Raw genomic sequence first — 26,560 nt, 5'->3', positions numbered from 1 at the left:
TGTTATTTGGTTTCTACTGATTTGGCATCAATCTGCACGCCGGGGCTCATCGTGGTCGAGAGATAGATACTCTTCACATAAGAACCTTTGGCAGCGGCCGGCTTGAGCTTGATGATCGTGCTGAGCACCTCCTTGGCGTTCTCGACGATCTGCTCGGCCGTGAACGAGATCTTGCCTACCGTGGTGTGGATGATACCGAACTTGTCGACCTTAAAGTCGATCTTGCCGGCCTTCACCTCGCTGACGGCTTTTCCGACCTCCATCGTCACCGTACCGGTCTTGGGGTTCGGCATCAGGCCGCGCGGACCGAGGATACGGCCCAGGGCTCCCACCTTACCCATCACGTTGGGAGTACAGATGATCACGTCAACGTCGGTCCAACCGCCCTTGATCTTGTCGACAAACTCGTCCAGACCTACGAAATCGGCTCCGGCAGCCTTTGCCTCAGCCTCCTTCTCGGGGGAGCAGAGCACCAGCACGCGAACGGTCTTGCCCGTACCGTGAGGCAGCGTCACCACGCCGCGGACCATCTGATTGGCCTTGCGGGGGTCTACACCCAGACGAACGTCGATATCAACGGAAGCGTCGAATTTCGTGAACGTAATTTCCTTCAGAAGAGCGGCGGCCTCGGGCAGTTTGTAAGCCTTGTGGGCTTCCACCTTTGCGTAGGCGATCTTTTGATTTTTTGTCAACTTACTCATCTTCTTCTGTCATTACAAGTTAGGAAATTCTCCGACGACACTGATACCCATACTGCGAGCGGTACCGGCTACCATGCGCATAGCGGATTCCAGCGTAAAGCAGTTCATGTCGGCCATCTTGTCCTGAGCGATCTCGCGGACCTGATCCCAGGTGACCTGAGCGACCTTCGTACGGTTGGGCTGAGCCGAACCGCTCTTGATCTTGGCAGCTTCCTTCAGCTGGACGGCTACGGGCGGCTGTTTTACAACGAACTCGAAAGACTTGTCGCTGTAAACGGTGATGATCACCGGCAGGACCTTGCCCGCCTTGTCCTGCGTACGCGCGTTGAATTGCTTGCAGAAGTCCATGATATTGACTCCCTTGGAACCCAACGCGGGACCAACCGGGGGCGAAGGATTGGCGGCACCACCTTTGATCTGCAATTTAATAAATGCAGCAACCTCTTTTGCCATAGTTTTCCTTGGTTAATTATTCTTTTTCAACTTGTGTGAAACCCAACTCCATAGGAGTTTTGCGCCCGAATATCTTCACCGATACCGTGAGTTTCTTGCGCTCGTTGTCGACTGCCTCGATAGTACCTTGGAAGCTCGAGAAAGGACCGTCCGTAACCTTGACGGTCTCGCCGACAAAGAATGGTATTTCGTTTTCCTCCTCCATGGCGTTCATTTCGTCGACGCGACCGAGGATGCGGGCCACCTCCTGTGGACGGAGAGGGGTTGCAATCATCTTCCGGCTGTCCTCCTTGGTATCGCCCAGGAAACCCAGCACATTGGGAGTATTACGAATCAGAATGGGAATCTGTCCTACGAAGGCCGCCTCCACCAACACGTAACCCGGGTAAGAAACCTTCTCCTTGGAGACCTTCTTACCGTTGCGGATCGTATAGACCTTCTCGGTGGGGATCAGCACCTGGGAAATATAGTCCTCGAGGTGGTTGTGGCGAACTTCGGCTTCGATGTACTCTTTGACCTTCGCCTCCTTGCCGCCAATGGCACGGACTACATACCACTGTTTCTTAATCTCGCTCATTTTCTAACGACAGGCTATTAACGACCGAGATTTCCCAGGGTCTTGTAGATAACGGCCATGAGGTTCTCGAACGTAAGGTCCATGGCCAGCACGACAATAGCGAAGATGACCGAAGCCACCATCACGACGATCGTTGAGCTCTGGAGCTGCGGGAACGTGGGCCACGTCACCTTGTGAACAAGCTCGTTGTAGGACTCTTTAAAGTAGTTGAACATAACTCTTTCGTTTGCTTTCTGGCAGGAGCAGAGAGATTCGAACTCCCATCAACGGTTTTGGAGACCGCTATTCTACCCTTGAACTATGCTCCTAAGAAGAGGCGGTGCGGTGAGCACCGCCTCCGTAATATCGGGGATAGATCCTTGTTACTTGAGAATCTTCAGGATCTGACCGGCACCTACCGTACGGCCACCCTCGCGGATTGCGAAACGCAGACCCTCGTTCAGGGCTACCGGGTAGATCAGCTTCACGGTGATCGTTACGTGGTCGCCAGGCATTACCATGTCGACTCCGGCGGGCAGGTGAACCTCACCCGTTACGTCCATCGTACGCAGATAGAACTGGGGACGGTAGTTGTTGTGGAACGGCGTGTGACGGCCACCCTCCTCTTTCTTCAGGATGTAGACCTCAGCCTCGAACTCCGTGTGCGGGGTGATCGAACCCGGCTTGGCAACGACCATACCACGCTTTACCTCCTTCTTGTCGATACCGCGGAGCAGCAGACCTACGTTGTCGCCGGCCTCGCCCTCGTCGAGCAGCTTGCGGAACATCTCCACGCCGGTGCAGGTCGACGTCAGCGTCTTCTCCTCCAGACCGATGATCTCAACGGGGTCACCCACGTGGATAACGCCGGTCTCGATACGGCCCGTTACTACGGTACCACGACCCGTGATCGAGAATACGTCCTCGATAGGCATCAGGAAGGGCTTCTCGTTGTCACGCTGCGGCAGCGGAATGTAGTTGTCTACGGCATCCATCAGCTCCATGATCTTCTCCTCCCATTTGGGCTCGCCATTGAGGGCGCCCAGGGCCGAACCACGGATTACGGGGGCGTTGTCGCCGTCGTAGTCGTACTTCGACAGAAGGTCACGAACCTCCATTTCAACCAGGTCGAGCATCTCGGGGTCGTCCACCATGTCGCACTTGTTCAGGAAGACAACGATCTTCGGCACGTTCACCTGACGGGCGAGCAGCACGTGCTCGTTGGTCTGGGGCATCGGGCCGTCGGTAGCGGCTACAACCAGAATGGCACCGTCCATCTGAGCGGCACCCGTTACCATGTTCTTCACATAGTCGGCGTGTCCCGGGCAGTCTACGTGAGCGTAGTGACGCTTTGCGGTCTGGTACTCAACGTGTGCGGTGTTGATCGTGATACCACGCTCTTTCTCTTCGGGGGCGTTGTCGATCGAGTCGAACGAACGGAGCTCCGAAAGGCCCTGCTTTGCCAGAACGGTCGTGATAGCGGCCGTAAGGGTAGTCTTACCGTGGTCAACGTGACCGATGGTACCGATGTTCACGTGCGGTTTCGACCGGTCGAATTTTTCTTTTGCCATAGTATTAAGTATTTTAAAGTATTGTTAAAAATTACTTCAAGTTTTAAAATTCATCCTTATTCCGCAGAACAAGCGGGCGACACAAACCTCCGGTCCTCGAACCGGATTTTTGCATCACACGCTGCTTGCGTTGGAGCGGAAGACGAGGCTCAAACTCGCGACCCTCAGCTTGGAAGGCTGATGCTCTATCAACTGAGCTACTTCCGCAAAAATATCCCGTATCGGAGTGGCCTTGCCGCATGCAGCCGGACGGAGCTCCAATCGGTTTTCCTATAGAGTGGGAAGTGATGGATTCGAACCACCGAAGGCGTACGCCAGCAGATTTACAGTCTGCCCCATTTGGCCACTCTGGTAACTTCCCAAGTTTTTCGCTTTCGCGGCGTAAAACCGAGCCTCAGTAACCTGCCCCACTCCGGATCTCCTGTCCGGCGAGGCTCCTCGGATCGGCTTCCGAGCCGATGGAGGGATTCGAACCCACGACCAGCTGATTACAAATCAGCTGCTCTGGCCAACTGAGCTACATCGGCAATTATTTACCGTTTTGGATTGCAAAGGTAGGCATAAAAAATTTATCGACCAAATATTTCGTTGACAAATTTTTTACTTTTTCACTCTTCTCAAAGAACGGCGCCCATGCGTCTGTGGTACGGGGGCGAAATCGGGTGCAAAGATAGGAAAAGTTTTGGATAACGCAACACGTTCGGCAAAAAATATCGTCTTCAAAGGAAAACTCTTTGTCCCGCCCGCCGTCCGAAGAAGAATCCGCCCCGGCGTAGCGTCTCCGGCACAAGCGCCCGGCCGTCTCCATATCCGACAGCTCAGCAGGCAGCCTCCTCAGCCCACTGTCTCCACGTCCGACAGCCTCCGCAACCGACAAGCGCCTTACCCGGCCGCCTCCATATCCGACAGCTCAGCAGGCAGCCTCCTCAGCCCGCTGTCTCCACGTCCGACAGCCTCCGCAACCGACAAGCGCCTCACCCGGCCGCCTCCATATCCGACAGCTCAGCAGGCAGCCTCCTCAGCCCGCTGTCTCCACGTCCGACGGCCTCCGCAACCGACAAACGACTCACCCGGCGGCGGCAGCACGCGGACCCCGCCGCATCACTTGCTGTGCACCGAACTGATCAACTGCGCCGGAGTGGCCTGCAGATAGTTTTTGCAGAAACGGCTGAACTGCGTGTAGTGGCGGAAGCCGTACTTTTTCATCAGCGCCTTGGTGCTGTCCTCCCCGTCGCGGATATCGGCGTAGATCTTCTGGGCCTTCTGCGACATCATCCAGTGATAGACGCTGTCGTTGAAGTGTTCGGCGAAGCGGCGCTTGAAGACCGACAGGCTCATGCCGGCCAGGGCGGCAAGTTCCGTAACGCCCTGCGCCTTTTCGTAGTTGTTGCAGATGAAGAGGCGGAAATTGTCGCGCGGCTGCACCAGCGCCTGGAAGAAATAGGCGTGTTCGGTCGGCGTATAGAGCACCTTGATCATCATGAAAAGCTCGGAGGTCTTCATGCGGTGGTAGCGGACACAGCCGGCCATCTGGGGGATGGCGAAGAACGAGACGAGCAGCTGCTCGATGGCCGGATGGATCGAGAGGATGGGGGCCGCTTCGGCAGGGATCTTCGAATCGGAGGGCGGGAGACGGTTGAAGAAGTCCTGTTCGCAGAACTCGATGCGATGCACGAGCGAGAGGACCACCACGCGGGTCTCGACATCCTGAGCCGTGGCGACGATCTGTTCGTTGCGGGCCAGGCAGACGCACTGTTTCGAGGTGACGAGCCGCAGCATGTCGGCGCCCTGCTGCAGGCGGAGTGATCCGGAGAGGACGAAGAGGATCCGCACGATCCGATCGGCGGGGAAGGTCACGCCGTCACCGACGGCGAACGTAAGTTGCGAGAACCGGCAGTATGAGGAGTCACCGACGCGCCGGAAGGGCGCCGGAAAGGTAGGACAACTACTACAATCCGCAGAACAATTCTCCTTCAGGTCCGGCTCCACAAACTGCGGTTTGGTTTGATAATCCATACACGAGTGAAGTTTCGACAAAATTACAAAAAAAGTCCGGAAAAGCAAATGAAAAGACCGCCGGCACAATAGAAAAGGTCCGTCCCCGACGGGGAACGGACCTTTTCAGAGAGGCTCACGAAGGGATCGGCCGCGACGCTACCTGTAGCTTACGATGAGCACCCTGGATGATTCCCAGAAGCGGCCCGGATCGGTAATGAGAAGCTTCTCGACGCTCTTGTCGGCAGCCGTGACCAGTTCATACGAATCCTCGGGGTGGGACGAGACGACCGTCACGCGTTTCTGGCCGATGGGGATCTCGGTGAGCAGCCGCGAATCGGCCACCGTGAAGCTGTCGAGGTTCGACATGTCGCCGACGGTCAGTGTCCGGCCGATGAAGCCCTCCTTGTTGATGATCTGGGCATCGCGCAGCTCCTTCTCCGAGCCGACGATGTAGTAGACGGTGTTGAGCAGGTTCTGGAGTTCGACCTTTTCGCCGCTGAGGCTCTCGACACGCGCATCGCGCTGGGCAACCTCTTCGGTGAGCGTCTGCACCTCGATACCCATCTGGGCGAGATTTTCGCGCAGCTGCTCGATTTCGGAACTCTTCCGGGCGAGCTGGCCGTTCAGATCGGCAATCATCTTTTCGAGGGCGTCGATGCGCAGATTGGCCTTGCGCAGCTGGGCGGCCGTACGCTGCAGCGAAGCGATCTTGGCCTTGTTCTCCTGCAGCAGGCGGTCGATGGCCGCGATATCGTTGTTGATCTCCTCAACGGGGCGGCGGGCGCCGTCGGAGGGTTCGGAGACGGTGATCAGATTTTCACGCGACTTGATCAGGGCGAGGTTTTCCGAGATGGCGTTGATATCGGAAAAGACGACATTGATGAGCGAATCCTTCTGGCCGACCACCACGGAGAGCGAGTCGCGCTGGTTTTCGGCCTGAAGAGCGACCTGCCGGCTGACGCAGGAGGTCGAGGCTGCCGCAGCGAGGAGCGCGGCCACGACCATCATTTTGAATCCGTTTTTCATGACACACAACAAATTAAGACTTGCAATCAATCCTGTTTGCCTTCGGCCGCAAATATAAGTATAAAACAACAACGTTGTAGCGAAAAAACAACACCCCCGACCCGAAAAAAGCGGTGATTTACACAAAAAAAGACGGGCCGCATCTGCGATGCAGCCCGTAAGCGGTAAATGCCGACAGCGACGATTTACTTGGCGTTTTTCTTATCGTAGCGTTTTGCGTAGCGGCTCATAAACTTATCGACGCGACCGGCGGTGTCAACCAACTTCATCTTGCCCGTATAGAACGGGTGCGAGGTGTTGGAGATTTCCATCTTATACACGGGATAGGTTTCGCCGTTCACTTCGATGGTCTCTTTTGTCGAAACGGCGGACCGGCACAAAAACACGTGGTCGTTGGACATGTCCTTGAACGCCACTAAACGATAATTTTCCGGATGGATACCCTTTTTCATTTCGTTGTTTTTGTTAATAATTAGTGCTTAAGCGGGACAAAGGTACGAATTAATTTGCAAGAAACAAGCGCCGGGACAAATTTTTTCGCATCGGCAGCCGGCTGCGGGGTTGCGGAATCCGGATTGTTTTTCTATCTTTGTCGTCGCAAAGCGCGGAAGATCCTCTGCGGAGGTATCCAAAACGCCCCGGGGCCCATAGCTCAGTCGGTCAGAGCAGCGGACTCATAATCCGAAGGTCGTGGGATCATGCCCCTCTGGGCCCACCTGCCGGGCGGATTGCCCGATACCGGACAATTCGCCGGAAACGAAAAAGGACTGTCTCGCGAGACAGTCCTTTTTTCATGCTTCAACCGGCCGATCGGGCAAACGACCAACAGGCAAGAAGAGGTGCCGTTTCCGACGGGGACCCAACCGCCGTTCAAGCCTCCCCCGCCCTCCGGATCCGGATCGAACGGCCGGGCGCCTCCCTTTCCACAGGACACCCGGCGGCAAGTCTTCACACGCCCGGCGGACAAGCACGCTCCCGTCACACGGAATGGATCACCCCTTTTTGGAGGCGTCGTCGCGGCGGATCTCCGTCCGACGGATCTTGCCGCTGATGGTCTTGGGCAACGCCTCGACGAACTCGATCACGCGCGGATACTTGTAGGGGGCCGTGACGCGCTTGACATGGTCCTGCAGCTCCTTGACCAGCGCGGCACCGGCCCGTTCGCGCCATTCGGCCGCCAGGACGATCGTCGCCTTGACCACCTGCCCGCGGATCTCGTCCGGAACGCCCGTGATGGCACACTCGACGACAGCCGGGTGGGTCATCAGCGCACTCTCGACCTCGAAGGGGCCGATGCGGTAGCCCGAACTCTTGATCACATCGTCGGCCCGCCCGACGAACCAGTAGTAACCGTCCTCGTCGCGCCAGGCCACGTCGCCCGTGTAGTAGACGCCGTCGTGCCACGCTTCGCGCGTGCGCTCCTCGCTGCGGTAGTACTCCTTGAAGAGGCCGAGGGGCTTTCCGCCGTCGGTGCGGATGACGATCTGCCCCTGCTCGCCGTCCTCGGCCGAACGGCCGTCCGGCGTCAGCAGGTCGATCCTATACTGCGGATTGGGGACGCCCATGCTGCCGGGTTTGGGCTCCATCCAGGGGAAGGTGCCCAGCGTCAGCGTCGTCTCAGTCTGGCCGAAACCCTCCATCAGCCGGATGCCGGTCTGGGCAAGGAACGTGTCGTAGACCGAACCGTTGAGCGCCTCGCCCGCCGTGGTGCAGTACTCCAACGACGAGAGGTCGAAACGCGACAGATCCTCGCGGATCAGGAAGCGGTAGATCGTCGGAGGGGCGCACAACGAGGTGATCCGGTACTGTTCGATCTTGTGCAGGATGTCGGCCGGCGTGAACTTTTCGTGGTCATAGACGAAGAGCGTGGCGCCGGCGAACCACTGCCCGTAGAGTTTTCCCCAGGCGGCCTTGGCCCACCCCGTATCGGCGATCGTCAGGTGGAGGCTCCCCTCGTGGAGGTTGTGCCAGTAGCGGGCCGTGACGATGTGTCCCAGCGGATAGGTGAAGTCGTGCGCCACCATCTTCGGCTCGCCGGTGGTTCCCGAGGTGAAGTACATGAGCATGATGTCGTCGTTGTCGTTCGGGTGTTCGGGGCGCACGAAGGGGGCGGCCTCTTCGATGCCGCGATGGAAATCGAGGAAACCCTCGGGCACCTCGGGACCGACGCTCACCAGGGCCCGCACCGTGGGACTCTCGGGCATGGCGGCGGCGATGTGGTCGGTGATGACCCGCTCGCCGGCCGCGACGATGGCCCGGATCGAGGCCGTGTTGCAGCGATAGACGACATCCTTTTTCGTCAGCAGGTGGGTGGCCGGGATCACCACGGCGCCCAGCTTGTGGAGAGCCAGCACCGAGAGCCAGAACTCATGGCGGCGCTTGAGAATCAACATCACGGGGTCGCCCCTGCCGATGCCGAGGCTCCGGAACCAGGAGGCCGTACGGTCGCTTTCGCGCTTGAGGTCGGCGAAGGTGAAGCGGGCCACATGATCCTTGTCGTCGGTCCAGAGCATGGCCAGCTGGTCGGGAGCTTCGGCGGCATAGCGGTCGACGACGTCATAGGCAAAATTGAAATGCTCGGGCACCCGGATATGCAGGTGCTCGCGAAACTCCTCCTGCGAGGAGAAGTCGGTCCGAGACAGATAACGATCTACCAGATTCATACCTCTATATATAATGGCCAGGAAACGGACCGTCCTGCCGTCGAGCGCCTTCATGCCGTGGGGCAGCGAGGAGTCGAAATAGAGACTGTCTCCGGGATTGAGTTCGATTTGCCGGCCGTCGAGCTCGATGAGCAGGCGGCCTTCGAGTACGTAGTTCATCTCCTGTCCGGGGTGGGTGTTCAGGTGCATCGGGGCATCGGCCGGAGCCGGTTCGACGGTCACGATGAAGGGGTCGATCCGCCGGTCGCGGAATCCGGCGGCCAGCGCCTCATAGCGGTAGGCCTTGCGGCGTTCGACCGCCACGCCACGCCCGGCGCGGGTGATGAAATAGGAGTTCATGCGGGGCTCCTCGCCGAACATCAGCACGTCGAGCGGGATGCCGTAGCGGCGGGAGATGGTCTGCAGCAGGTTGACCGAGATGTCGGAATGCCCGCTTTCGAGGGCCCGATACTCGTCGAGGGAGATGCGGCAGCTGTCGGCCACCTCCTGCTCCGACAATTCGAGAACTTCGCGCAGCCCGCGCAGACGGGTTGCGATCGACAGAATGGGGTCGTCACACATGGCGTTTCGTTTTTAGGATGAGAGCGCCGCCCTAACCTTGCGGCGATCTCCCGTAAAGATATGAAAAATTTTTCAAAACTTCCCCGCTCCTCCGCAAAACTTCCAGAGAAAGAGACACTTTTCGGCCGTCAGGCGGCAAGGGACACGGCATTCCCAACCGCCGTGCGCGGCACAAAACGGATGAAAAATTTGGATTTTCGGATCGGAATCACTATATTTGTCCTCAACGATCCGAAACAGCATGCTGCAGTTTATCCATATCCATCATCATCACCGCCACGAAATCCCGGGGGCAGGCGATCATGTATGGAACAACCGCAGAACGACAGACCGATAAACGGTCCGAAAGAGAGATAACGAACCATACCGATACATGAAGCTCACCCCTTGCGGGTGGGCTTTTTTCGTATCAGGCCACACGGAGGAGGGGGAGGGGGGGGGAAAAAAAAAACAGGACAATCAAAACCACACGAAACATGTTGCGAATAGCCATCCAGGCCAAGGGCCGACTCAACGAACAGAGCACCAGTCTGCTTGCCGAAGCGGGCATCCAGGTTGCCGAAAGCAAGCGCAAACTCATCTCGCGGGCCGAAGGATTCCCGCTCGAGGTGCTCTATCTGCGCGACGACGACATCCCGCAGGCCGTGGCGATGGGCGTCGCCGATCTGGGGATCGTAGGGCTGAACGAAGTGGCCGAAAAGGGCTTCCGCGTCGAACAGCTCATGGATCTCGGATTCGGCGGGTGCCGCCTCTCGCTGGCCGTCCCGAAGGGGACCGACTACCCGGGTCCGGAGTACTTCCGGGGCCGGCGCATCGCCACCTCCTATCCGAACATCCTCATGCGCTACTTCGCCGAACGGGGCATCGAAGCCGAGATTCACCGCATCGAGGGTTCGGTCGAGATCGCCCCGGCGGTGGGGATGTCCGACGCCATCTTCGACATCGTCTCCTCGGGCGGTACGCTCATCTCAAACGGACTGACCGAGGTCGAGAAGGTCTTCTTCTCGGAGGCGGTGCTGATCGCCTGCCCGAATCTCGGACCCGACAAACGGCGCGAAACCGAGCAGCTGACCTTCCGCTTCAACTCGATCCTCGAGAGCCGCGGCATGAAGTACGTGCTGATGAATCTGCCCGAAGAGCGGCTCGAGGAGGCGATCCGCATCCTGCCGGGGATGCGCAGCCCGACGGTGCTGCCGCTGGCCCAGGAGGGGTGGTGCTCGATCCATGCCGTGCTGGCACAGGAGCAGCTCTGGGAGCGCATCGAACAGTTGAAGAAGATCGGCGCCGAAGGCATTCTTGTGCTGGCGCTCGAAAACATGATCCGTTGAAAACGTTGCAAGCCATGAACGACATGAATACGACCGAAAACAGCGCGATGCTGACCATCTACGACAATCCGCCCCGCAGCGCGTGGGGCGCGCTGATGGAACGCTGCACGCGCCGCGAGGAGGAGATCACCCGACAGGTGGAGGAGATCCTCGAAGAGGTGCGCACGGGGGGCGACCGGGCCCTGCGCGACATCACGGAGCGCATCGAGGGGCGGCGGCCCGAAGCGTTCGAGATTCCGGCCGAGACGGTGGAGGCGGCCGCCGGAGAGCTCTCCGACGCGCTGAAACAGGCCCTCGACACGGCCCGTGCGAATATCGAGGCCTTCCACCGGGCGCAGTTGCCCGCCGAGGTGCGCGTCGAGACAATGCCAGGCGTAACCTGCCTGCAGCGCGCCGTGGCCATCGACCGCGTGGGGCTCTACATTCCCGGCGGGCGGGCACCGCTCTTCTCGACGGTGCTGATGCTGGCCTTGCCGGCCCGGGTGGCGGGCTGCCGCGAGGTGATCCTCTGCACCCCGGCCCGTGCGGACGGGAGCGTCGCCCCGGAGATCCGCTACGCGGCGCAGCTCTGCGGCGTGACACGCCTCTTCGCCGTCGGCGGGGCCCAAGCCATTGCCGCCATGGCCTATGGCACGGAGAGCATTCCGCGTGTGGAGAAGATCTTCGGCCCGGGAAACCGCTACGTGACGAAGGCCAAACAGCTGGTCGGCGCCCGTGACGTGGCGATCGACCTCCCGGCCGGCCCTTCGGAGGTGCTGGTGCTGGCCGACGACAGCGCCTCGCCGGAGTTTGCCGCCGCCGACCTGCTCTCGCAGGCCGAACACGGCGGCGACAGCCAGGCGGTGCTGGTCTGCGCCTCGACGGAGTTCGCCCGGGCCACGCAGCGGGCCGTTGCGGAGCAGCTGACCCGGCGTCGCCGTGCCGCAATCATCCGCGAGGCGCTGCAACAGAGCCGGATCATCGTCCTCACGGACCGCGAAGAGCGCATCGCCTTCTCGAACGCCTACGCCCCGGAGCACCTGATCCTTACGATGGAGTCGCCGTGGGAGGCGGCCGCCGGGATCACCTCGGCCGGAAGCGTCTTCATCGGCCGCTGGTCGACCGAGAGCGCCGGCGACTACGCCTCGGGGACGAACCACACCCTCCCGACCGGAGGCTGGGCCCGTTCGTGCAACGGCGTGAATGTCGACTCCTACCTGCGGAAGATCACCTTCCAGGAGCTGACGCGCGAGGGGCTCCGGCGCCTGGCCCCGACCATCGAGGCGATGGCCATGGCCGAGGGACTTGACGCCCACGCCGCGGCGGTCCGCATCCGGCTCGAATCAGCCGACGTCCCGAACGATACGCTTAACCCGCAAAATCCGAAGCGATCATGAGACCCCTTGACGAGCTGGTCCGGCCGAATATCCGGACCCTGCAACCCTACTCCACGGCCCGCGACGAGTACGCCGGCGGGGAGATCTCCACGTGGCTCGACGCCAACGAAAGTCCCTACGACAACGGGGTGAACCGCTACCCGGATCCCCACCAGCGGGAGTTGAAACGCCGGATTGCCGCCCTGAAGGGGGTTCGCGAGGGGCAGATCTTCCTGGGCAACGGCAGCGACGAGGCGATCGACCTCGCCTACCGGATCTTCTGCACGCCGGGGCGCGACAACGCCGTCTCGATCGCGCCGACCTACGGCATGTACCGCGTGGCGGCCGACACGAACGACGTCGAGATGCGCGAGGTGGCGCTCGGCGACGACTTCGCGCTGCCGACCGACGCACTGCTCGCGGCGGCCGACGAGTGCACGAAGCTGCTGTGGATCTGCTCGCCGAACAACCCCACGGGCAACGCCTTTCCGGCCCGCGAAATTGAACGGCTGCTGCGCGAGTTCCCGGGGATGGTCCTCCTGGACGAAGCCTACATCGACTTCGCCTCGAAGCCGGGATTTCTCAGCCGGCTCGACGAGTTTCCGAATCTCATCATCCTGCAGACCCTCTCCAAAGCGTGGGGCATGGCCGGGCTGCGTCTCGGACTGGCCTTTGCGGCGGAGCCCGTGGCGGAGCTCTTCGCCCGGGTGAAGTACCCCTACAACATCAACGGTCCGACGCAGCGCGAGGTTCTCGAACGCCTCACGCAGCCGATCACGGCGCAGATCGCCGAGCTTCGCCGCGAGCGGCTCCGCACGGCGCGGGCGCTGGCCGGCTGCCGGGCCATCGAACGGGTCTACCCCTCGGAGGCCAACTTCCTGCTGGTGCGCACCGCGGCGCCCGACCGCCTCTACGAGGCGTTGATCCGCGCCGGGGTGATCGTCCGCAACCGCTCGCGCGTGGCGGGCTGCGCGGGGTGCCTGCGCATCACCGTCGGCCGTCCCGAGGAGAACGACCTGCTGATCCGAACCATCCAAAATTTCCAACCATGAAAAAAGCCCTCTTCATCGACCGCGACGGCACGATCCTCGCGGAACCCGCCGACGAGCAGATCGACAGCCTCGAAAAGATGCGCTTCGTACCGGGCGCCATCTCGGGGCTGAAGGCCCTCTCGGGGCTCGGCTTCGAGCTGGTGCTGGCCACCAACCAGGACGGTCTGGGCACCGACTCCTTCCCCGAGGCGGACTTTTGGCCCGCCCACGAGAAGATGCTCGCGACGCTTGGCGGCGAAGGGGTCGTCTTCGACGACCAGCTCATCGACCGCACCTTCGAGCGCGACAACGCCCCGACGCGCAAACCCCGCACCGGAATGTTCGCCCGATACCTGGACGGGTCGTACGACCTCGCATCGAGCTACGTGATCGGCGACCGCGTGACGGACCTTCTGCTGGCCCGCAACCTCGGGGCCCGCGGCATCCTGCTGCGGCCCGCGGCCGAGGGGCGGCGGATGGTGGAGGAGGCCGGCGTGGCGGAGAGCTGCGCGCTGGTGAGCGACTCGTGGGCCAAGGTGGCGGAGTTCATCCGCCGCGGGGAGCGGCAGGTCGACCTGCGGCGCCAGACACGCGAGACGCAGATCCGCGTGCGGCTGGACCTCGACGGCCGCGGCGACTTCAACGACCGCATCTCGACGGGCCTCCACTTCCTGGACCACATGCTCTCGCAGATTGCCCACCACGGCGGCGTCTCGCTCTCGGTCGAGGCCCACGGCGACCTGGAGGTCGACGAACACCATACCGTGGAGGATGTCGCCATCACCCTGGGCGAGGCCATCGACCGCGCGCTGGGTTCGAAGGCCGGCATCGCCCGCTACGGATTCGCCCTGCCGATGGACGACTGCCGGGCGCTGGTGCTGCTCGACTTCGGCGGGCGTATCGACTTCGAGTGGGAGGCCGAATTCCGCCGCGAACGGGTGGGCGACGTCCCGACCGAGCTGTTCCGCCACTTCTTCCACTCGCTGTGCTGCGCCGCGCGGTGCAACCTCCACGTCGCGGCCCGCGGCGAGAACGAACACCACAAGGCCGAAGCCATCTTCAAGGCCTTCGCCCGGGCACTGCGCATGGCCGTGCGGCGCGAAGGTTTCGGATACGACATACCCAGCAGCAAAGGAGTCCTATGATAGCCGTCGTCGATTACGATACGGGCAACCTGCGATCGGTTGCCGATGCCCTGCGGCGGGCCGGTGCGGAGTTCACGCTCACGGCCGATGCCGCTCAGCTGCGCTGCGCCGAGCGGGTGATCCTCCCGGGCGTGGGCGAAGCCTCGAGCGCCATGGCAAAGCTCCGCGAACGGGGGCTGGACGAGGTGCTGCCGACGCTGACGTGCCCCGTGCTGGGTATTTGCATCGGCATGCAGCTGCTGTGCCTCTCGAGCGAGGAGGGGCGGGCGGAGTGTCTGGGGATCTTCCCCACACGGGTGCGGCGCCTCCCCACCACCGCCGTAGAGGAAATCCTCCACGAAGCGGCGGCCAGCCCGACCCTCCCGGATACGGCCCCGCTGGCCGCCACACCGACCGGCCGCCACACCCCCCGGCCTCTTCCCGAAACATCCGATGCCGGCTCCCGGCTGAAGGTCCCCCACGTGGGCTGGGATACGATCGAAGGGTTGCGCTCGCCGCTCTTCGAAGGGATTCCCGAACAGAGCTACGTCTACTACGTCCACTCCTATGCGGCGGAGCTCTGTCCGGCTACAATCGCCACGACCGACTACGCACGACGCTTCAGCGCGGCACTCCGGCGCGACAACTTCTACGGCACGCAGTTCCACCCCGAAAAGAGCGGCACAACGGGGGCCCGGATCCTGCAGAACTTCCTGAATCTGAAGTAAGGCGCCGCCGCCCGACTCCGAACCGGCAACCTTCCACCGATACGACCGGACATATCCACCACAAACCCCGAAAAACCATGAACATCACCCTCATACCGGCCATGGACCTCATCGAGGGCCAGTGCGTACGCCTCACGCAGGGCGACTACGCCAGCCGGAAAGTCTACAGCAAGGATCCGCTCGAGACGGCGCTCCGCTTCGAAGGGGCGGGCATCGGCCGCCTCCACGTGGTCGACCTCGACGGTGCGAAGGCCTCCGAACCGCGCAACCTCCGCACGCTGGAGCGCATTGCCTCGCGCACGGAGCTCGACATCGAGTACGGCGGCGGCATCAAGAGCCGCGAGGCGCTGCACGACGTCTTCAACGCCGGCGCCCGGCGGGCCATCTGCGGCAGCGTGGCCGTGCGGCAACCGGAGTGGTTCGCCGCATGGCTCGGAGAGTTCGGCCCCGGGCGGATGATCCTCGGCGCCGACCTGCGCGACGGCAAGGTGGCCCTGCTGGGATGGCTCGAAGAGTCGACGGCAACGGCCGACGAACTGATCAAACGCTTCCTGCCGCAGGGCCTCGCGCAGGTCATCTGCACCGACATCTCGCGCGACGGCATGCTCTGCGGCCCCGGTGCGGAGCTCTACACCCGGCTGCAGGAGCAGTTCCCGACGGTCGAGGTCACGGTCAGCGGCGGCATCTCGTCGATGGACGACATCCGCCGCCTCGACACTTTGGGACTGCGGAGCGTCATCATCGGCAAGGCGCTCTACGAAGGACGTATCACCCTGGAGGAAATAGAACGATGCTTGCAAAACGAATAATACCCTGTCTGGACATCCGCGACGGTCAGACCGTCAAGGGGATTCACTTCGAGGATCTGCGCCGCGTCGGCGACCCCGTGGAACTCGGGGCCAAGTACGCCGCCGAAGGGGCCGACGAACTGGTCTACCTCGACATCAGCGCCTCGCAGGAGGGGCGCCGCACCTTCACCGATCTGGTTTCGCACATCGCCGCCCGCATCGACATCCCCTTCACCGTCGGCGGCGGCATCGCCTCGGTCGACGACGCCGGACGGCTGCTCGATGCCGGGGCCGACAAGGTGACGGTCAACAGCGCCGCCGTCGGAAACCCCGCGCTGATCGACTCGATCGCCTCGAAATACGGTTCGCAGTTCGTCGTCGTGGCGATCGACGCCCGGCAGATCGACGGCCGCTGGCGGGTGACGACCCACGGCGGACGACATCTGACCGAGCGCGAACTCTTCACGTGGGCCCGCGAGGCCGTCGATCGCGGCGCCGGTGAGATCCTCTTCACCTCGATGGACCACGACGGCACGAAGAACGGCTACCCGTGCGAGACCTTCGCCCGGCTGGCCGAACTGCCCGTGCCGGTCATCGCCTCGGGCGGAGCCGGCACCGTCGGCCACATCGCCGAGGTGCTCACCCGCGGCGGAGCCGACGCCGCACTGGCCGCCAGCATCTTCCACTACGGAGAGATTCCGATTCCGCGCCTGAAGCGGGAGCTCCGTGAGCGCGGCATCCCCGTCCGCCTCTGAAGCCGCTCCCCGGGCCATCCGAACCATCCGGGCCTGCCGGACCTGTCGAGCGGACCAACCACGTCCGGTCTCCTGCCGCCCGACGCCCCGCAAAAACAAACCGACAAAAAACAAACCGACAAAAAAACAGATACCATGAAGATTTCAGGAATTTCCTTTTCGGAGCTCAACCTCGAAAAACTCCCCGGCGGGCTTGTTCCCGCCATCATCCAGGACGACCGCACGCTGCAGGTGCTCATGCTGGGCTACATGAACCGCGAGGCCTACGAGAAGACCCTCGCCGAGGGCCGCGTCACCTTCTACAGCCGCACGCGGCAGTGCCTCTGGACCAAGGGCGAGACCAGCGGCAACTGGCTCGAAGCGGTCTCGGTGGCCGCCGACTGCGACGCCGACACGCTGCTCGTGCGGGTCATCCCCCACGGCCCCACCTGCCACACCGGTTCACGCACCTGCTTCGGCAAGGCCACACCCGACGAAGAGGGCTTCATCCGCTACCTGCAGAGCGTCATCCAGGGACGCCACCGCGAGATGCCCGAAGGCTCCTATACCTCGCGTCTCTTCACGCGCGGCGTGAACAAGATCGCCCAGAAGGTCGGCGAAGAGGCCGTCGAGACGGTGATCGAAGCCGTGGCCGGCAACCACGACGCCCTGGTCTACGAGGCTTCGGACCTGGTCTACCACCTGCTCGTGCTGCTCGAGGCCACCGGTCTGTCGATTGCCGATCTCGAGCGCGAACTGGCCCGGCGTCACGCCTGAATCCCCTCCGTCGGAGCGCAAAATTCCGTCCCCGCACGCGGATTTGTCCAAATAATCCGTATCTTTGTCAGAAAGAGGTCCCGGACCGGAGGCGCACCCTGCGCGCCCGGGGCCGACCCCGACGGAATCCGAAGGTCGGATCCGCCCCAGAAACCTAAACAAAACTGAAAGAGATGTTCATTCCCTGTGTAATCGGTTACGGACAACTGCTGATCATCGTGCTGGTCGTTCTGCTGCTCTTCGGCGGGCGCAAGATTCCCGAGTTGATGCGCGGTCTGGGCCGCGGCGTCAAGGAGTTCAAGGATGCCGTCAACAAGGACTACTCCGCCGAAGAGAATCAGGCCAACCGCAAAAACGATTCGTCGGGCAAGGAGTCCGAGAAGTAGCCGCCGTCCCGCGACCGGTCCCGGATTCTCGTGCTCCGTCAACCCCGCACCGGTCCCGGGCCCCCCGCACACCGTCAGCCCGGCCGGCCCCGGATCCCCGCACAGCGTCAGCCCCGTCACGCGGTCCGTTGCACGCCACGTTCCGCTGCTCCGCCGGGCAGTCCGTTCCGCCGCTCCGACCCGCCGGCCTCACCCGTCGATGTCTGAACTCCGCTGTCAAACGCCATCCGCCGCATGAAACACCCCGAACCCGACTCCTCGGAAATGACCTTCTTCGAGCACCTCGACGCCCTGCGCCCCCATCTGGTACGCGGGGCGCTGGCCATCGTCCTCATCGGCATCGCAGCATTCCTCTGCAAGGGCTTCATCATCGACACCGTCCTCTTCGGACCCCGGCAGGCCGACTTCCCCACCAACCGGCTGCTCTCGTGGATCGGCGTCGAATGGGCCCACCTGGCCGAATGGCTCAATGCCACGCTCGGAACCTCGTTCGACACATCGGTCGCCTCGTTCGAAATTGCTTCGGACCGCTTCCAGGTGATCAACACCTCGCTGGCCGGACAGTTCAATCTCCACATGAAGATCTCGCTCGTCGCGGGCATCGCCCTGGCCATGCCCTACGTGCTGTGGGAGTTCTGGCAGTTCGTACGGCCGGCCCTCACCCCGCGCGAGATTGCCGGCACACGCTGGTTCGTCACCGCCGTCTCGGGGTGCTTCTTCACGGGGCTGCTCTTCGGATACTTCATCATGGTGCCGCTGTCGATCAACTTCTTCGCCAACTACCAGGTCAGCCCCGAGATCACCAACATGATCGACATCGGCGACTACCTCTCGACGGTCATTGTAGTCTCGATGGCCTGCGCCTTCATGTTCGAACTGCCGCTGCTGATCTACTTCCTCTCGCGCATGGGGATCGTCTCGGCAGCCTTTCTGAAGCGCTACCGCCGCCACGCCTTCGTCATTCTGCTCGTCATCTCGGCCATCATCACCCCGCCCGACATCTTCAGCCTGGTGCTGGTGATCATTCCCCTCTACGGGCTCTACGAACTGAGCATCCGCCTGGCCGAGCGCATCGAGCGCAAACACCCCCGCCAGAGCAGGCCCGACGACGAGGATTGAGGTTCAATCCCGCGGGACCGGACTCCCGAAGATGGAAAATTCAAGGTTCCGGGACGCGGAATCGCAAAATTTGCCTATCTTTGCAGGAGCACCGCGCCGGAGTCCCTTTCCGCACGGTCTGCAGAGGAGACAATCACCAAAAAACGATACGAAATTATGGAATTCGAAGGAACCGTCTACAAAATACTGCCGGTCACGAAGGGCACTTCGGCCCGCGGTGAATGGCAGCGTCAGGATGTGGTTTTTGAGATGAACGAGGGATCGTTCACCCGCAAGATCTGCGTCACGTTCTTCAACAAGCCCGACGATGTGGCCCGGCTGAAGGAGGGTGCCGCCTATACCGTCTCGGTCAACATCGAGTCGCGCGAATACAACGGCCGCTGGTACACCGACGTGCGTGCCTGGCGCATCCAGCCCAGGCAGCAGGAGCCGGCCGCCGCAGCACCGATGCCCGACATGCCTCCCATCGTCGAGGAACCCTCCTACGCCTCGACTCCCTCCCAGGAGGTCGACGACCTCCCCTTCTGAGTCCGAGGGGCCGCTGAGAAAGCGGGGCCGCAGTGTGAGGGAAAGGGCCGCTGGCTGAGAGAGGGGCCGTAGTGTGAGAGGGCCCGCTGGCCGAGAGAGACCGCAGTGTGAGGAAAGGGGCCCGCTGGCCGAGAGAGGGGCCGCAGAAAAAGAGGGCTGCTGAGAGAGGAACCGCAGAGAGGGCAGAGAGAGGAACTTGCTGAGAAGGACCTCTGAAAGAAGGCGGTACCCTGACGTCAGAAGCCCACAACGGAACGCCAAACAAAAAATCCCGGAATGCCGCAAGCATTCCGGGATTTTTTATCGCTGACGTGGAACCTTATTTGGCAAGGGGCTCAACGGCGGGAACTGCAACCGTCGAATCGGCCGGAGCCGGCTCCTCGTAGGGAGTTACGTCGATCAGCTCGACCTCGAACTCCAGGGCCTCGTTGGGACCGATGTCACGACCGGCGCCACGCTGTCCATAGGCCAGATCGGAGGGGATCCAGAGCGTGATCTTGCCACCCTTGCCCACAAGCTGCAGGCCCTCGGTCCAACCCGGAATCACGCGATTGAGCGGGAACTCCACGGGCTCGTCCTTGTCATAGCTGTCCGGACGCTGCTTCTTGAGAATCTCCTGCTGCTCCTTGGGACGGTTGGCGAACTTCGACGTATCGAAGACCTTGCCCTCGCGCGTGCGGCCCGTGTAGTGCACCTTCACCACGTCGCGCGGATCCTTGGCCATCATCGTCGTATCGCCCATCTCGGTCACCTTGTAGAGCAGACCCGATTCGGTCTTCTTCACGCCCGACTTCTTCTCGATCTTCTCCAGCCAGGTCTTCGAAGCTTCGGCATTCTCGGCCGGACGCTTTACCATGAAGTAGTACTGCAGGTACTGGTTCACGGCATCCTCATCCATCTTGGCGTTCTTGTCGCGGACGTTCTGCATGGCCTCGCAGATCCATACCAGCTGAACCGGCATACCGCTGTTGGCGATGTTGTAGCCGATGTCGTTACCGAAGGCGTAGGAGAGCTGTGTACGCTCCTCCTCCGACTCGAACATCTCGGGATCGGCGGCCGGATACTCGACCTTGGTCGAATCGCCGCCGGCCAGACGGACGCTGTCGGCCTCGGCACGCTTCTTGGCAATGGCGCGGGCACGCTCGCCGCGCTTCGACATGAAGTATTCGCGCAGCATGTCAAGCGACTCGTCGTGCGGCTGCGAGGCCTTGTCCAGAGCCCCCTCGCGGATACCCTTGTCGACAGCCTTGAAATCGAACGGAATGTCCTTCATCTCATAGTTGATGCCGTAGCCGATGTTCGCACCCAGGGCGTACGACAGCGAATCGAACTTCGACAGGCTGCCCATCTCGACTCCGGTCTTGTTGCCCCCGCAGGAGGCAAGCATCGCCGCACCTGCAAGCGCTGCGGCAAAAAAGACTCTTTTCATGGTTGTTTTTGAATATGTATGTTGAATGTTTTTTCGCACGCGCAAAGATAGTAAAATATTGGATAATGACCGATTTTCTTCGCGCAAATTATCGACGGCGGAACCGATCGGCATACTTGTCCAGATCGAGCAGCTCGATCTGATAGCAGAGCGTCGTGTTGGGACCGATTCCGAGCGTCTTGTCACCGTCGGCGCCGTAGGTGACCGACGAGGGCATCCAGGCATTGATGCGGCCGCCCACGCCGATCAGTTTCAGACTCTCCTGCACGCCGCGGTTCAGGTCGCGCAGCGTCGAACGCACCGTATCGCCGCGTTCGTACGAGGAGAGGATCTCCCGTCCGTCGGCCGTGCGGATCACCCAGCGCAGCGCCACGCTGTCGCGGTCCGACACGGGGATCCGGTTCTGGTCGCCGACCTCCTCGACCGTATAGGTCACGCCCGACGAGGTGCGTGCATACGAACGGTTCGATTTGGCGATATCCTCGAGGAACCGTTCCTCGTAGGCCCGGGCCTTTTCCGGGAGGGCGTAGTTCACGTAGCTCAGATAAAAGGTCTCGGCCTCGGAGGTTGTCAGGACGGGCCGCCCGGCGAAGATATCCCGGATGCCCGCACACACCGCCTCGACGTTGAGCGTCGAGTCCATGCGCTGCAGATTCAGCCCCACGTTCATGCCGATGACGTAGGCCACCGAGTCCACGTCGTTGCGGAGTTTCACACCCCCGCCGCCCGACTTTTTCGAGCAAGAGCCCCCCAGCAGGGCCACCGCCGGGAGGATCCAAAGCAGGTTTTTCATCGTTTTATGCATTGTTTTGTAGCTTTTTCGTTTTTCGCGAGGAGAGCAGGATCAGCACGCTTCCGGCAACGGCCGCGGCGACCGATCCCATCAGGATCGAGATCTTGCCCCGGTCGACGAGTACCTGATCGTCGAAGGCCAGCGAATCGACGAAGAGCGACATCGTGAAACCGATACCGCCCAGACAGGCCACGGCCAGCAGCATCCGCCACGAGGTTCCCTCGGGCAGTTCGGCCAGTCCCGCACGCACGGCGCCCCAGCTGGCCAGAAAGATTCCGAGCGGTTTGCCGACCAGCAGTCCGAGGAAGACACCCATGCCGACGGCCCCCGTTTCGGCCGAACGGTGGAAGATATCGAAATAGGCTGCCGAGGAGATCTCCACCCCGGCGTTGGCCAGCGCGAAGACCGGCATGATGAGGAAGGCCACATAGGGGGCCAGGGCGTGCTCCAGGCGGTAGCTCATCCCCACCGACTGACTCGTGAGGTTGTGGATGCGCCGCAGGTAGAAACGCTGCTCCTCGTTGGGGAAATCCTCGTGCGTGGCGGCCCGCACCACCCGGGCGTTGAGCCACTTCATCTTGTGGGCGAAATACTCCCGGCTGTAACGCGGCTGCATGGGGATCAGCAGCGCCATGGCCACCCCCGAGATGGTCGAGTGCACGCCCGAATAGTAGAACAGCCCCCAGACCACGACGGCCGGAAGCAGATAGGCGAACATGCGCTTTTCGCCCATTCGGTTCATCACGTAGACCCCGGCCATGATCAGCAGGGCCAGCACCAGACACGTCAGCTCGACGTGCCCGCCGTAGAAGAGGGCAATGACCAGCACGGCCCCCAGATCGTCGGCCACGGCCAGTGCCGTGAGGAAGATCTTGAGCGACGCCGGGACGCGGTCGCCCAGCATCGAGAGCACCCCGACGGCAAAGGCGATGTCGGTGGCCGTGGGGATTCCCCAGCCGTTGACGGCCTCCGTACCGTGGTTGAACGCCAGAAAGATGAGCGCCGGAGCGAGCATGCCGCCCGCCGCGGCCAGCACCGGGAGGATGGCCCGACGCACCGAGGAGAGCTGTCCGCAGACCACCTCGCGCTTGATCTCCAGCCCCACGGCGAAGAAGAAGATGACCATCAGACCATCGTTGACGAACTTCTCGACGGTCATGCCCCGCGGGAACAACCAGTTGATCACGCCGTCGGGCGAACGCACCAACAGCGAGAGATCCGTCTCCAGCAGATGGCGGTAGTAGATCTTCGTGGCCGGGAGGTTGGCCAGCAGCATGGCTGCGACCACGCAGACGAGCAGCACGGCGCCGCCCGCCCAGGGGGCCTCGAGAAAGAGTTGTCCGCGCAGGCTCATCAGGTGTCGCCGGCGGACCCAGCGGAACATCGAAAAGAGTCTCATCGTTTCAGCAAAGGCAGGGCTATTCGTTGGACTTGAGTGTCAGCGAGCAGAGTTTCCACAAGATGCGTGCCCCGGTGATGGCGTCGATGCGCCCCTCGGGGGCCGGGCAGACCTCCACCACGTCGAAGCCGATGATCCGCCGCCCCGACCCGACCAGCGTATGGAGCAGCCAGACGGCCTCGTTGAAGCTCAACCCGCCGCAGACGGGCGTCCCGGTATGGGGACAGTTGTCGAAGCTCAGACCGTCGATATCGAAGCTCACGTAGACCTCCCGGGGCAGTTCGGCGACGATGCGGCGGCACTGTTCGTCCCACGTCTGGCCACGGAAACGCCCGCCGGCCAGCTCCAGGTCCTCGAACGAGACGACGCGCTCGTCGGCCTCGGCCAGCGCCGCCTCCGTGGCGCTGAAGTCGCGCACGGCCACCTGCACCAGGCGCCGCACCTGCCCCACGTCGCGCAGGACGTTGTACATGATCGAGGCGTGCGAGTATTCGAACCCTTCGTAGGCTTCGCGCAGATCGCGGTGGGCGTCGACGTGCAGGATGCCGAACTCCGCGTGGCGCGCCCCCAGCGCACGGATCAGTCCGTAGGGGGTCGAGTGGTCGCCGCCGACCAGACCGACCAGCCGTCCCTGGTCGAGCCAGCGGGCGGCCTGTGCCTCGATGTTGGCATTCAGGGCGCGGCTCCCCTCGTTCACGCGGCGGATCTTGCGCACGACATAGTCGTCGTCGATCTCACCGCCCCCCTCGAGGTGGTCGATCACCCGTTCGGCATCGCTGCGCAGACGCTGCGACTGCTCCTGGATCGTGTAGTCGATATCGGCCGTGGCAATGCCGCGGCGCCAGGCTCCGGGGGCCAGCGGTTCGTGAAAGTCGAGCTGTGTCGAGGCCTCGATGATGGCATCCGGCGCATAGGCCGTGCCGGCGCCGTAGGAGACCGTCACGTCCCACGGGGCCGAGATCAGCACCAGCGCCGAGGTTTCGGGTTCGAACGGAAGCCCGAAATAGCTCCCGGTGGCGACACCTACGCCGTCCGGATCGAAGGTTTTCTGTTCCATAACACGCGTTTGAAAGACAAAGGTACGAATTTTTGCCCAAACCGACGGTGGCGGGCGGCAAAAATCCCGCACAAAACCGCCATTTTGACCGTCGTGTACACTCTGTCGACTATTTTGCTATATTTGCGCACCCGCAGCGGGCCGCCGAGGCCCGGCCGTAAACCGTCATACGCCATGAAAGTCATTGTCGATCAAGCCATCCCCTTTCTGAAGGGCGCTCTGGAACCCTTCGCCGAAGTACGCTACCGCCCCGGACGGGAGTTCACGCCCGAGGAGGTGCGCACGGCCGACGCCCTGGTGATCCGCACGCGGACACGCTGTGACAGCCGCCTGCTCGAGGGTTCGCGCGTCGGGATGATCGCCACGGCCACCATTGGATTCGACCACATCGACCTCGCGTGGTGCGCCCGCCACGGCATCGAGGTGGCCACGGCCGCCGGATGCAACGCCCGCGGCGTACTGCAGTGGGTGGGCGCCGTGCTGGCCACGCTCGCGCGCCGCGAGGGATGGCGCCCCGAGGAGCGGACACTGGGCATCGTCGGCGTGGGACACGTCGGCTCGCTGGTCAAGAGCTACGCCGAGTCGTGGGGTTTCCGCGTCGTGTGCTGCGACCCGCCGCGCGAGGAGCGCGAGCGGTGCGGCTTCCTGACGCTCGAAGAGGTGGCCCGGCAGGCCGATCTGCTCACCTTCCATACGCCGCTCGACGCCTCGACCCGCCACATGGCCGACGCCCGGCTCTTCCAGATGATGCGCCCCGGCGCCGTGGTGATCAACTCCTCGCGCGGCGAGGTGGTCGACGGCGAGGCCCTGCCGAAGAGCGGCCTACGCTGGGTGCTCGACGTCTGGGAGCACGAGCCGGCGCTCGATCCCGTGCTGCTCGACGGAGCGCTGCTCGCCACGCCCCATATCGCCGGCTACTCGATGCAGGGCAAGGCCAACGCCACGGCCATGGCCGTAGCCGCCGTGAGCCGCCACTTCCACCTGCCGCTCGAAGGGTGGTATCCGCCGCAGGTCGAACGCTCCGAGCCCCGGCCCGTCAGCTGGGAGGAGCTCTGCCGCACCATCCCGCAACACTACGACATCGAGGCCGAAAGCGCGCGTCTGAAACAACACCCCGAAACCTTCGAGGCGCTGCGCGACAACTACGCCTATCGGCGTGAGTATTTTTGACTTGGGCCGTTCAGCATAACCGTTTTTTCACTACCTTTGCCCGCGATATGTACCGCAAGCTTATAAAACCGCTGCTCTTCTCGCTCTCGATCGAGCGGGCGCACCGGATCGTGGTGCTCTTCCTGCGCATCATCGGGCTCATCCCCGGCGGACGCTGGCTGCTGCACAAGTGCTATGCCGTGGAGCACCCCTCGCTCGAACGCGAGGTCTTCGGCATCCGCTTCAAGAACCCCGTGGGGCTGGCCGCCGGCTTCGACCGCAACGGTGAAGCCTATCGCGAACTGGCCGCCATGGGCTTCGGATTCGTCGAGATCGGCACCGTCACGCCGCGCCCCCAGCCGGGCAATCCGCGGCCGCGGGTCTTCCGCCTGCCCAAGGACCGCGCCATCATCAACCGCATCGGCTTGGCCAACCGCGGTCTGGAGGTCACCATCCGCCACCTGCGCCGCCCGCACGACGGCGTAATCGTGGGCTGCAACATCGGAAAAAACACCAGCACCCTCCCCGAAAACGCATCGGCCGACTACCTGAAGGTCTTCCGCAATCTCTACCAATACGTGGACTATTTCACCGTCAACGTCAGCTGCGACAACGCCTGCCGCGAAGGAACGACCCATACCCGGGAGTACATCCTGCGGATCCTCGGCCCGCTGTTCGACTTCCGCCGCGGGCAGAACCAATACCGGCCGATCATGCTCAAGGTCTCGCCCGACATGCCCGACGAGGTGGTTGACCGCGTGGCGGACATCCTGCTCGAGACGCCGCTCGACGGCATCGTCGCCACCAACGGCACCTACCGCCGCGAAGGACTGCAGACGAGCCGCGTCTCGATCGATAAGATCGGCAGCGGCCGGTTGAGCGGAGCCCCCCTGACCCGTCGGGCCGTCGAGATCGTCCGCCGCATCCACGCCCGCTCGGGCGGCACCTATCCGATCATCGGCGTCGGAGGTCTGATGACCCCCGAAGATGTCCGGGCGATGCTCGATGCCGGAGCCGACCTGGTGCAGCTCTACACGGGTTATATCTACGAAGGACCGGGGCTCGTGGGCCGCATCTGCCGCCAGCTGATCGCCGACGGGCTGCAGAGCCAGACCGAGGCGGCCCGCACCGTTTCGGAGAGCTCCGCAGCCAAACCGGCCGACACCGAGGCTTCTGCCGACACCGACGGCCGGCCGCACCCCCATTCGGAACATACAGACTCCGGGCTCCCGGAGGCCACGCCCCGCACGGCCGACCCTGCCGCCGCGCAGGCGGCTCCCGAAGAGTCCGGGAAACAGGCATAAAA

Annotated in this window: 26 protein-coding genes, 5 tRNA genes and 1 pseudogene; 14 read left to right on the top strand and 18 right to left on the bottom strand. The window is 62.5% G+C overall.

All coding sequences use genetic code 11. The features are described from left to right. Positions 1-2: 2 nt before the first annotated feature. From rplA to B5G09_RS10785, 12 genes are all read right to left on the bottom strand, one after another. Complete coding sequence (gene rplA, locus B5G09_RS10840) at positions 3-701, bottom strand: 50S ribosomal protein L1 (protein WP_087405156.1); 699 nt, start codon at positions 699-701, stop codon at positions 3-5. A 12-nt stretch (positions 702-713) separates the two neighbouring features. Next, positions 714-1,154, bottom strand: a complete 441-nt coding sequence (rplK, locus tag B5G09_RS10835; protein ID WP_087309949.1) for a 50S ribosomal protein L11 — start codon at positions 1,152-1,154, stop codon at positions 714-716. Between the two features lie 16 nt (positions 1,155-1,170). Next, complete coding sequence (nusG, locus tag B5G09_RS10830; protein ID WP_087263051.1) at positions 1,171-1,731, bottom strand: transcription termination/antitermination protein NusG; 561 nt, start codon at positions 1,729-1,731, stop codon at positions 1,171-1,173. A 17-nt stretch (positions 1,732-1,748) separates the two neighbouring features. After that, positions 1,749-1,946: a preprotein translocase subunit SecE gene (secE, locus tag B5G09_RS10825; RefSeq protein WP_087309945.1), complete on the bottom strand. Its 198-nt coding sequence runs from the start codon at positions 1,944-1,946 to the stop codon at positions 1,749-1,751. Between the two features lie 19 nt (positions 1,947-1,965). Beyond that, positions 1,966-2,039: transfer RNA gene (locus tag B5G09_RS10820), tRNA-Trp, on the bottom strand. A 54-nt stretch (positions 2,040-2,093) separates the two neighbouring features. Beyond that, a complete protein-coding gene (gene tuf / locus B5G09_RS10815; RefSeq protein ID WP_087309943.1) occupies positions 2,094-3,281 on the bottom strand; it encodes an elongation factor Tu in 1,188 nt (395 codons plus the stop codon). A gap of 131 nt (positions 3,282-3,412) precedes the next feature. Further along, positions 3,413-3,488, bottom strand: a tRNA-Gly gene (locus tag B5G09_RS10810). A gap of 71 nt (positions 3,489-3,559) precedes the next feature. After that, positions 3,560-3,642: transfer RNA gene (locus B5G09_RS10805), tRNA-Tyr, on the bottom strand. Positions 3,643-3,734: 92 nt separating this feature from the next. Beyond that, positions 3,735-3,808 (bottom strand) — tRNA-Thr (locus tag B5G09_RS10800). Positions 3,809-4,382: 574 nt separating this feature from the next. Beyond that, a complete protein-coding gene (locus tag B5G09_RS10795) occupies positions 4,383-5,297 on the bottom strand; it encodes a helix-turn-helix domain-containing protein (protein ID WP_241147640.1) in 915 nt (304 codons plus the stop codon). A 138-nt stretch (positions 5,298-5,435) separates the two neighbouring features. Further along, the gene (locus B5G09_RS10790; RefSeq protein WP_087405155.1) at positions 5,436-6,305 is read right to left on the bottom strand and encodes a hypothetical protein; all 870 of its coding nucleotides are present in this window, start codon (positions 6,303-6,305) and stop codon (positions 5,436-5,438) included. A 185-nt stretch (positions 6,306-6,490) separates the two neighbouring features. Beyond that, the gene (locus B5G09_RS10785) at positions 6,491-6,757 is read right to left on the bottom strand and encodes a type B 50S ribosomal protein L31 (protein ID WP_019149403.1); all 267 of its coding nucleotides are present in this window, start codon (positions 6,755-6,757) and stop codon (positions 6,491-6,493) included. 189 nt (positions 6,758-6,946) lie between these two features. Here B5G09_RS10785 and B5G09_RS10780 point away from each other — a divergent pair. After that, positions 6,947-7,020 (top strand) — tRNA-Ile (locus B5G09_RS10780). A 277-nt stretch (positions 7,021-7,297) separates the two neighbouring features. Here B5G09_RS10780 and B5G09_RS10775 read toward each other — a convergent pair. Both B5G09_RS10775 and B5G09_RS14550 read right to left on the bottom strand, forming a co-directional pair. Then, positions 7,298-8,962, bottom strand: coding sequence for an AMP-binding protein (locus tag B5G09_RS10775; protein ID WP_241147641.1), 1,665 nt, complete (start codon positions 8,960-8,962; stop codon positions 7,298-7,300). Positions 8,963-8,992: 30 nt separating this feature from the next. Then, a pseudogene (locus B5G09_RS14550) lies at positions 8,993-9,529 on the bottom strand (cupin domain-containing protein); the annotation flags it as partial. A 476-nt stretch (positions 9,530-10,005) separates the two neighbouring features. On the opposite strand from B5G09_RS14550, the gene hisG reads away from it, so the two are divergent. From hisG to B5G09_RS10720, 11 genes are all read left to right on the top strand, one after another. Next, positions 10,006-10,857: an ATP phosphoribosyltransferase gene (gene hisG / locus B5G09_RS10770; protein WP_087405153.1), complete on the top strand. Its 852-nt coding sequence runs from the start codon at positions 10,006-10,008 to the stop codon at positions 10,855-10,857. Positions 10,858-10,871: 14 nt separating this feature from the next. Continuing rightward, complete coding sequence (gene hisD / locus B5G09_RS10765) at positions 10,872-12,233, top strand: histidinol dehydrogenase (protein WP_241147639.1); 1,362 nt, start codon at positions 10,872-10,874, stop codon at positions 12,231-12,233. Continuing rightward, positions 12,230-13,264: a histidinol-phosphate transaminase gene (hisC, locus tag B5G09_RS10760; protein WP_087405152.1), complete on the top strand. Its 1,035-nt coding sequence runs from the start codon at positions 12,230-12,232 to the stop codon at positions 13,262-13,264. The genes hisD and hisC overlap by 4 nt, the downstream gene beginning before the upstream one ends. After that, positions 13,261-14,388 (top strand): bifunctional histidinol-phosphatase/imidazoleglycerol-phosphate dehydratase HisB, encoded by a 1,128-nt coding sequence (gene hisB, locus B5G09_RS10755; RefSeq protein WP_087405151.1) that lies wholly within the window; start codon positions 13,261-13,263, stop codon positions 14,386-14,388. Before hisC ends, hisB begins: the two co-directional genes overlap by 4 nt. After that, positions 14,385-15,095, top strand: coding sequence for an imidazole glycerol phosphate synthase subunit HisH (locus B5G09_RS10750; protein WP_087405150.1), 711 nt, complete (start codon positions 14,385-14,387; stop codon positions 15,093-15,095). Before hisB ends, B5G09_RS10750 begins: the two co-directional genes overlap by 4 nt. A gap of 77 nt (positions 15,096-15,172) precedes the next feature. Then, entirely contained in the window at positions 15,173-15,904 is a 732-nt protein-coding gene (gene hisA, locus B5G09_RS10745; protein ID WP_087309931.1) for a 1-(5-phosphoribosyl)-5-[(5-phosphoribosylamino)methylideneamino]imidazole-4-carboxamide isomerase, read from the top strand. Continuing rightward, the gene (gene hisF, locus B5G09_RS10740) at positions 15,886-16,638 is read left to right on the top strand and encodes an imidazole glycerol phosphate synthase subunit HisF (RefSeq protein ID WP_087405149.1); all 753 of its coding nucleotides are present in this window, start codon (positions 15,886-15,888) and stop codon (positions 16,636-16,638) included. Before hisA ends, hisF begins: the two co-directional genes overlap by 19 nt. 135 nt (positions 16,639-16,773) lie before the next feature. Beyond that, positions 16,774-17,394: a bifunctional phosphoribosyl-AMP cyclohydrolase/phosphoribosyl-ATP diphosphatase HisIE gene (gene hisIE / locus B5G09_RS10735; RefSeq protein WP_087405148.1), complete on the top strand. Its 621-nt coding sequence runs from the start codon at positions 16,774-16,776 to the stop codon at positions 17,392-17,394. A gap of 173 nt (positions 17,395-17,567) precedes the next feature. Further along, a complete protein-coding gene (gene tatA / locus B5G09_RS10730) occupies positions 17,568-17,780 on the top strand; it encodes a twin-arginine translocase TatA/TatE family subunit (protein ID WP_087405147.1) in 213 nt (70 codons plus the stop codon). Positions 17,781-18,014: 234 nt separating this feature from the next. Next, the gene (gene tatC, locus B5G09_RS10725) at positions 18,015-18,899 is read left to right on the top strand and encodes a twin-arginine translocase subunit TatC (protein ID WP_241147638.1); all 885 of its coding nucleotides are present in this window, start codon (positions 18,015-18,017) and stop codon (positions 18,897-18,899) included. A 156-nt stretch (positions 18,900-19,055) separates the two neighbouring features. Then, complete coding sequence (locus B5G09_RS10720) at positions 19,056-19,427, top strand: DUF3127 domain-containing protein (RefSeq protein ID WP_087309923.1); 372 nt, start codon at positions 19,056-19,058, stop codon at positions 19,425-19,427. Positions 19,428-19,746: 319 nt separating this feature from the next. Here the strand turns inward: B5G09_RS10720 and B5G09_RS10715 are convergent, their stop codons facing one another. From B5G09_RS10715 to B5G09_RS10700, 4 genes are all read right to left on the bottom strand, one after another. Further along, positions 19,747-20,856 carry an FKBP-type peptidyl-prolyl cis-trans isomerase gene (locus tag B5G09_RS10715; RefSeq protein ID WP_087405146.1) on the bottom strand — a complete coding sequence of 370 codons (1,110 nt, stop codon included), beginning with the start codon at positions 20,854-20,856 and terminating at the stop codon, positions 19,747-19,749. 88 nt (positions 20,857-20,944) lie between these two features. Then, the gene (locus tag B5G09_RS10710) at positions 20,945-21,649 is read right to left on the bottom strand and encodes an FKBP-type peptidyl-prolyl cis-trans isomerase N-terminal domain-containing protein (protein WP_087405145.1); all 705 of its coding nucleotides are present in this window, start codon (positions 21,647-21,649) and stop codon (positions 20,945-20,947) included. Between the two features lie 4 nt (positions 21,650-21,653). Beyond that, positions 21,654-23,048 carry a Na+/H+ antiporter NhaA gene (gene nhaA, locus B5G09_RS10705; RefSeq protein ID WP_241147637.1) on the bottom strand — a complete coding sequence of 465 codons (1,395 nt, stop codon included), beginning with the start codon at positions 23,046-23,048 and terminating at the stop codon, positions 21,654-21,656. 19 nt (positions 23,049-23,067) lie between these two features. Next, entirely contained in the window at positions 23,068-24,105 is a 1,038-nt protein-coding gene (locus B5G09_RS10700) for an agmatinase family protein (protein WP_087405143.1), read from the bottom strand. A 174-nt stretch (positions 24,106-24,279) separates the two neighbouring features. Between B5G09_RS10700 and B5G09_RS10695 the strand changes: the two genes are divergently transcribed. Both B5G09_RS10695 and B5G09_RS10690 read left to right on the top strand, forming a co-directional pair. After that, positions 24,280-25,275, top strand: coding sequence for a 4-phosphoerythronate dehydrogenase (locus tag B5G09_RS10695; protein ID WP_087405142.1), 996 nt, complete (start codon positions 24,280-24,282; stop codon positions 25,273-25,275). A gap of 47 nt (positions 25,276-25,322) precedes the next feature. After that, a complete protein-coding gene (locus B5G09_RS10690) occupies positions 25,323-26,558 on the top strand; it encodes a quinone-dependent dihydroorotate dehydrogenase (RefSeq protein WP_087405141.1) in 1,236 nt (411 codons plus the stop codon). Positions 26,559-26,560 lie beyond the last annotated feature (2 nt).

Source organism: Alistipes sp. An54, from assembly GCF_002159375.1.
Classification (GTDB): Bacteria; Bacteroidota; Bacteroidia; order Bacteroidales; family Rikenellaceae; genus Alistipes; species Alistipes megaguti.
This window is presented reverse-complemented; position numbering and strand designations above follow the sequence as displayed.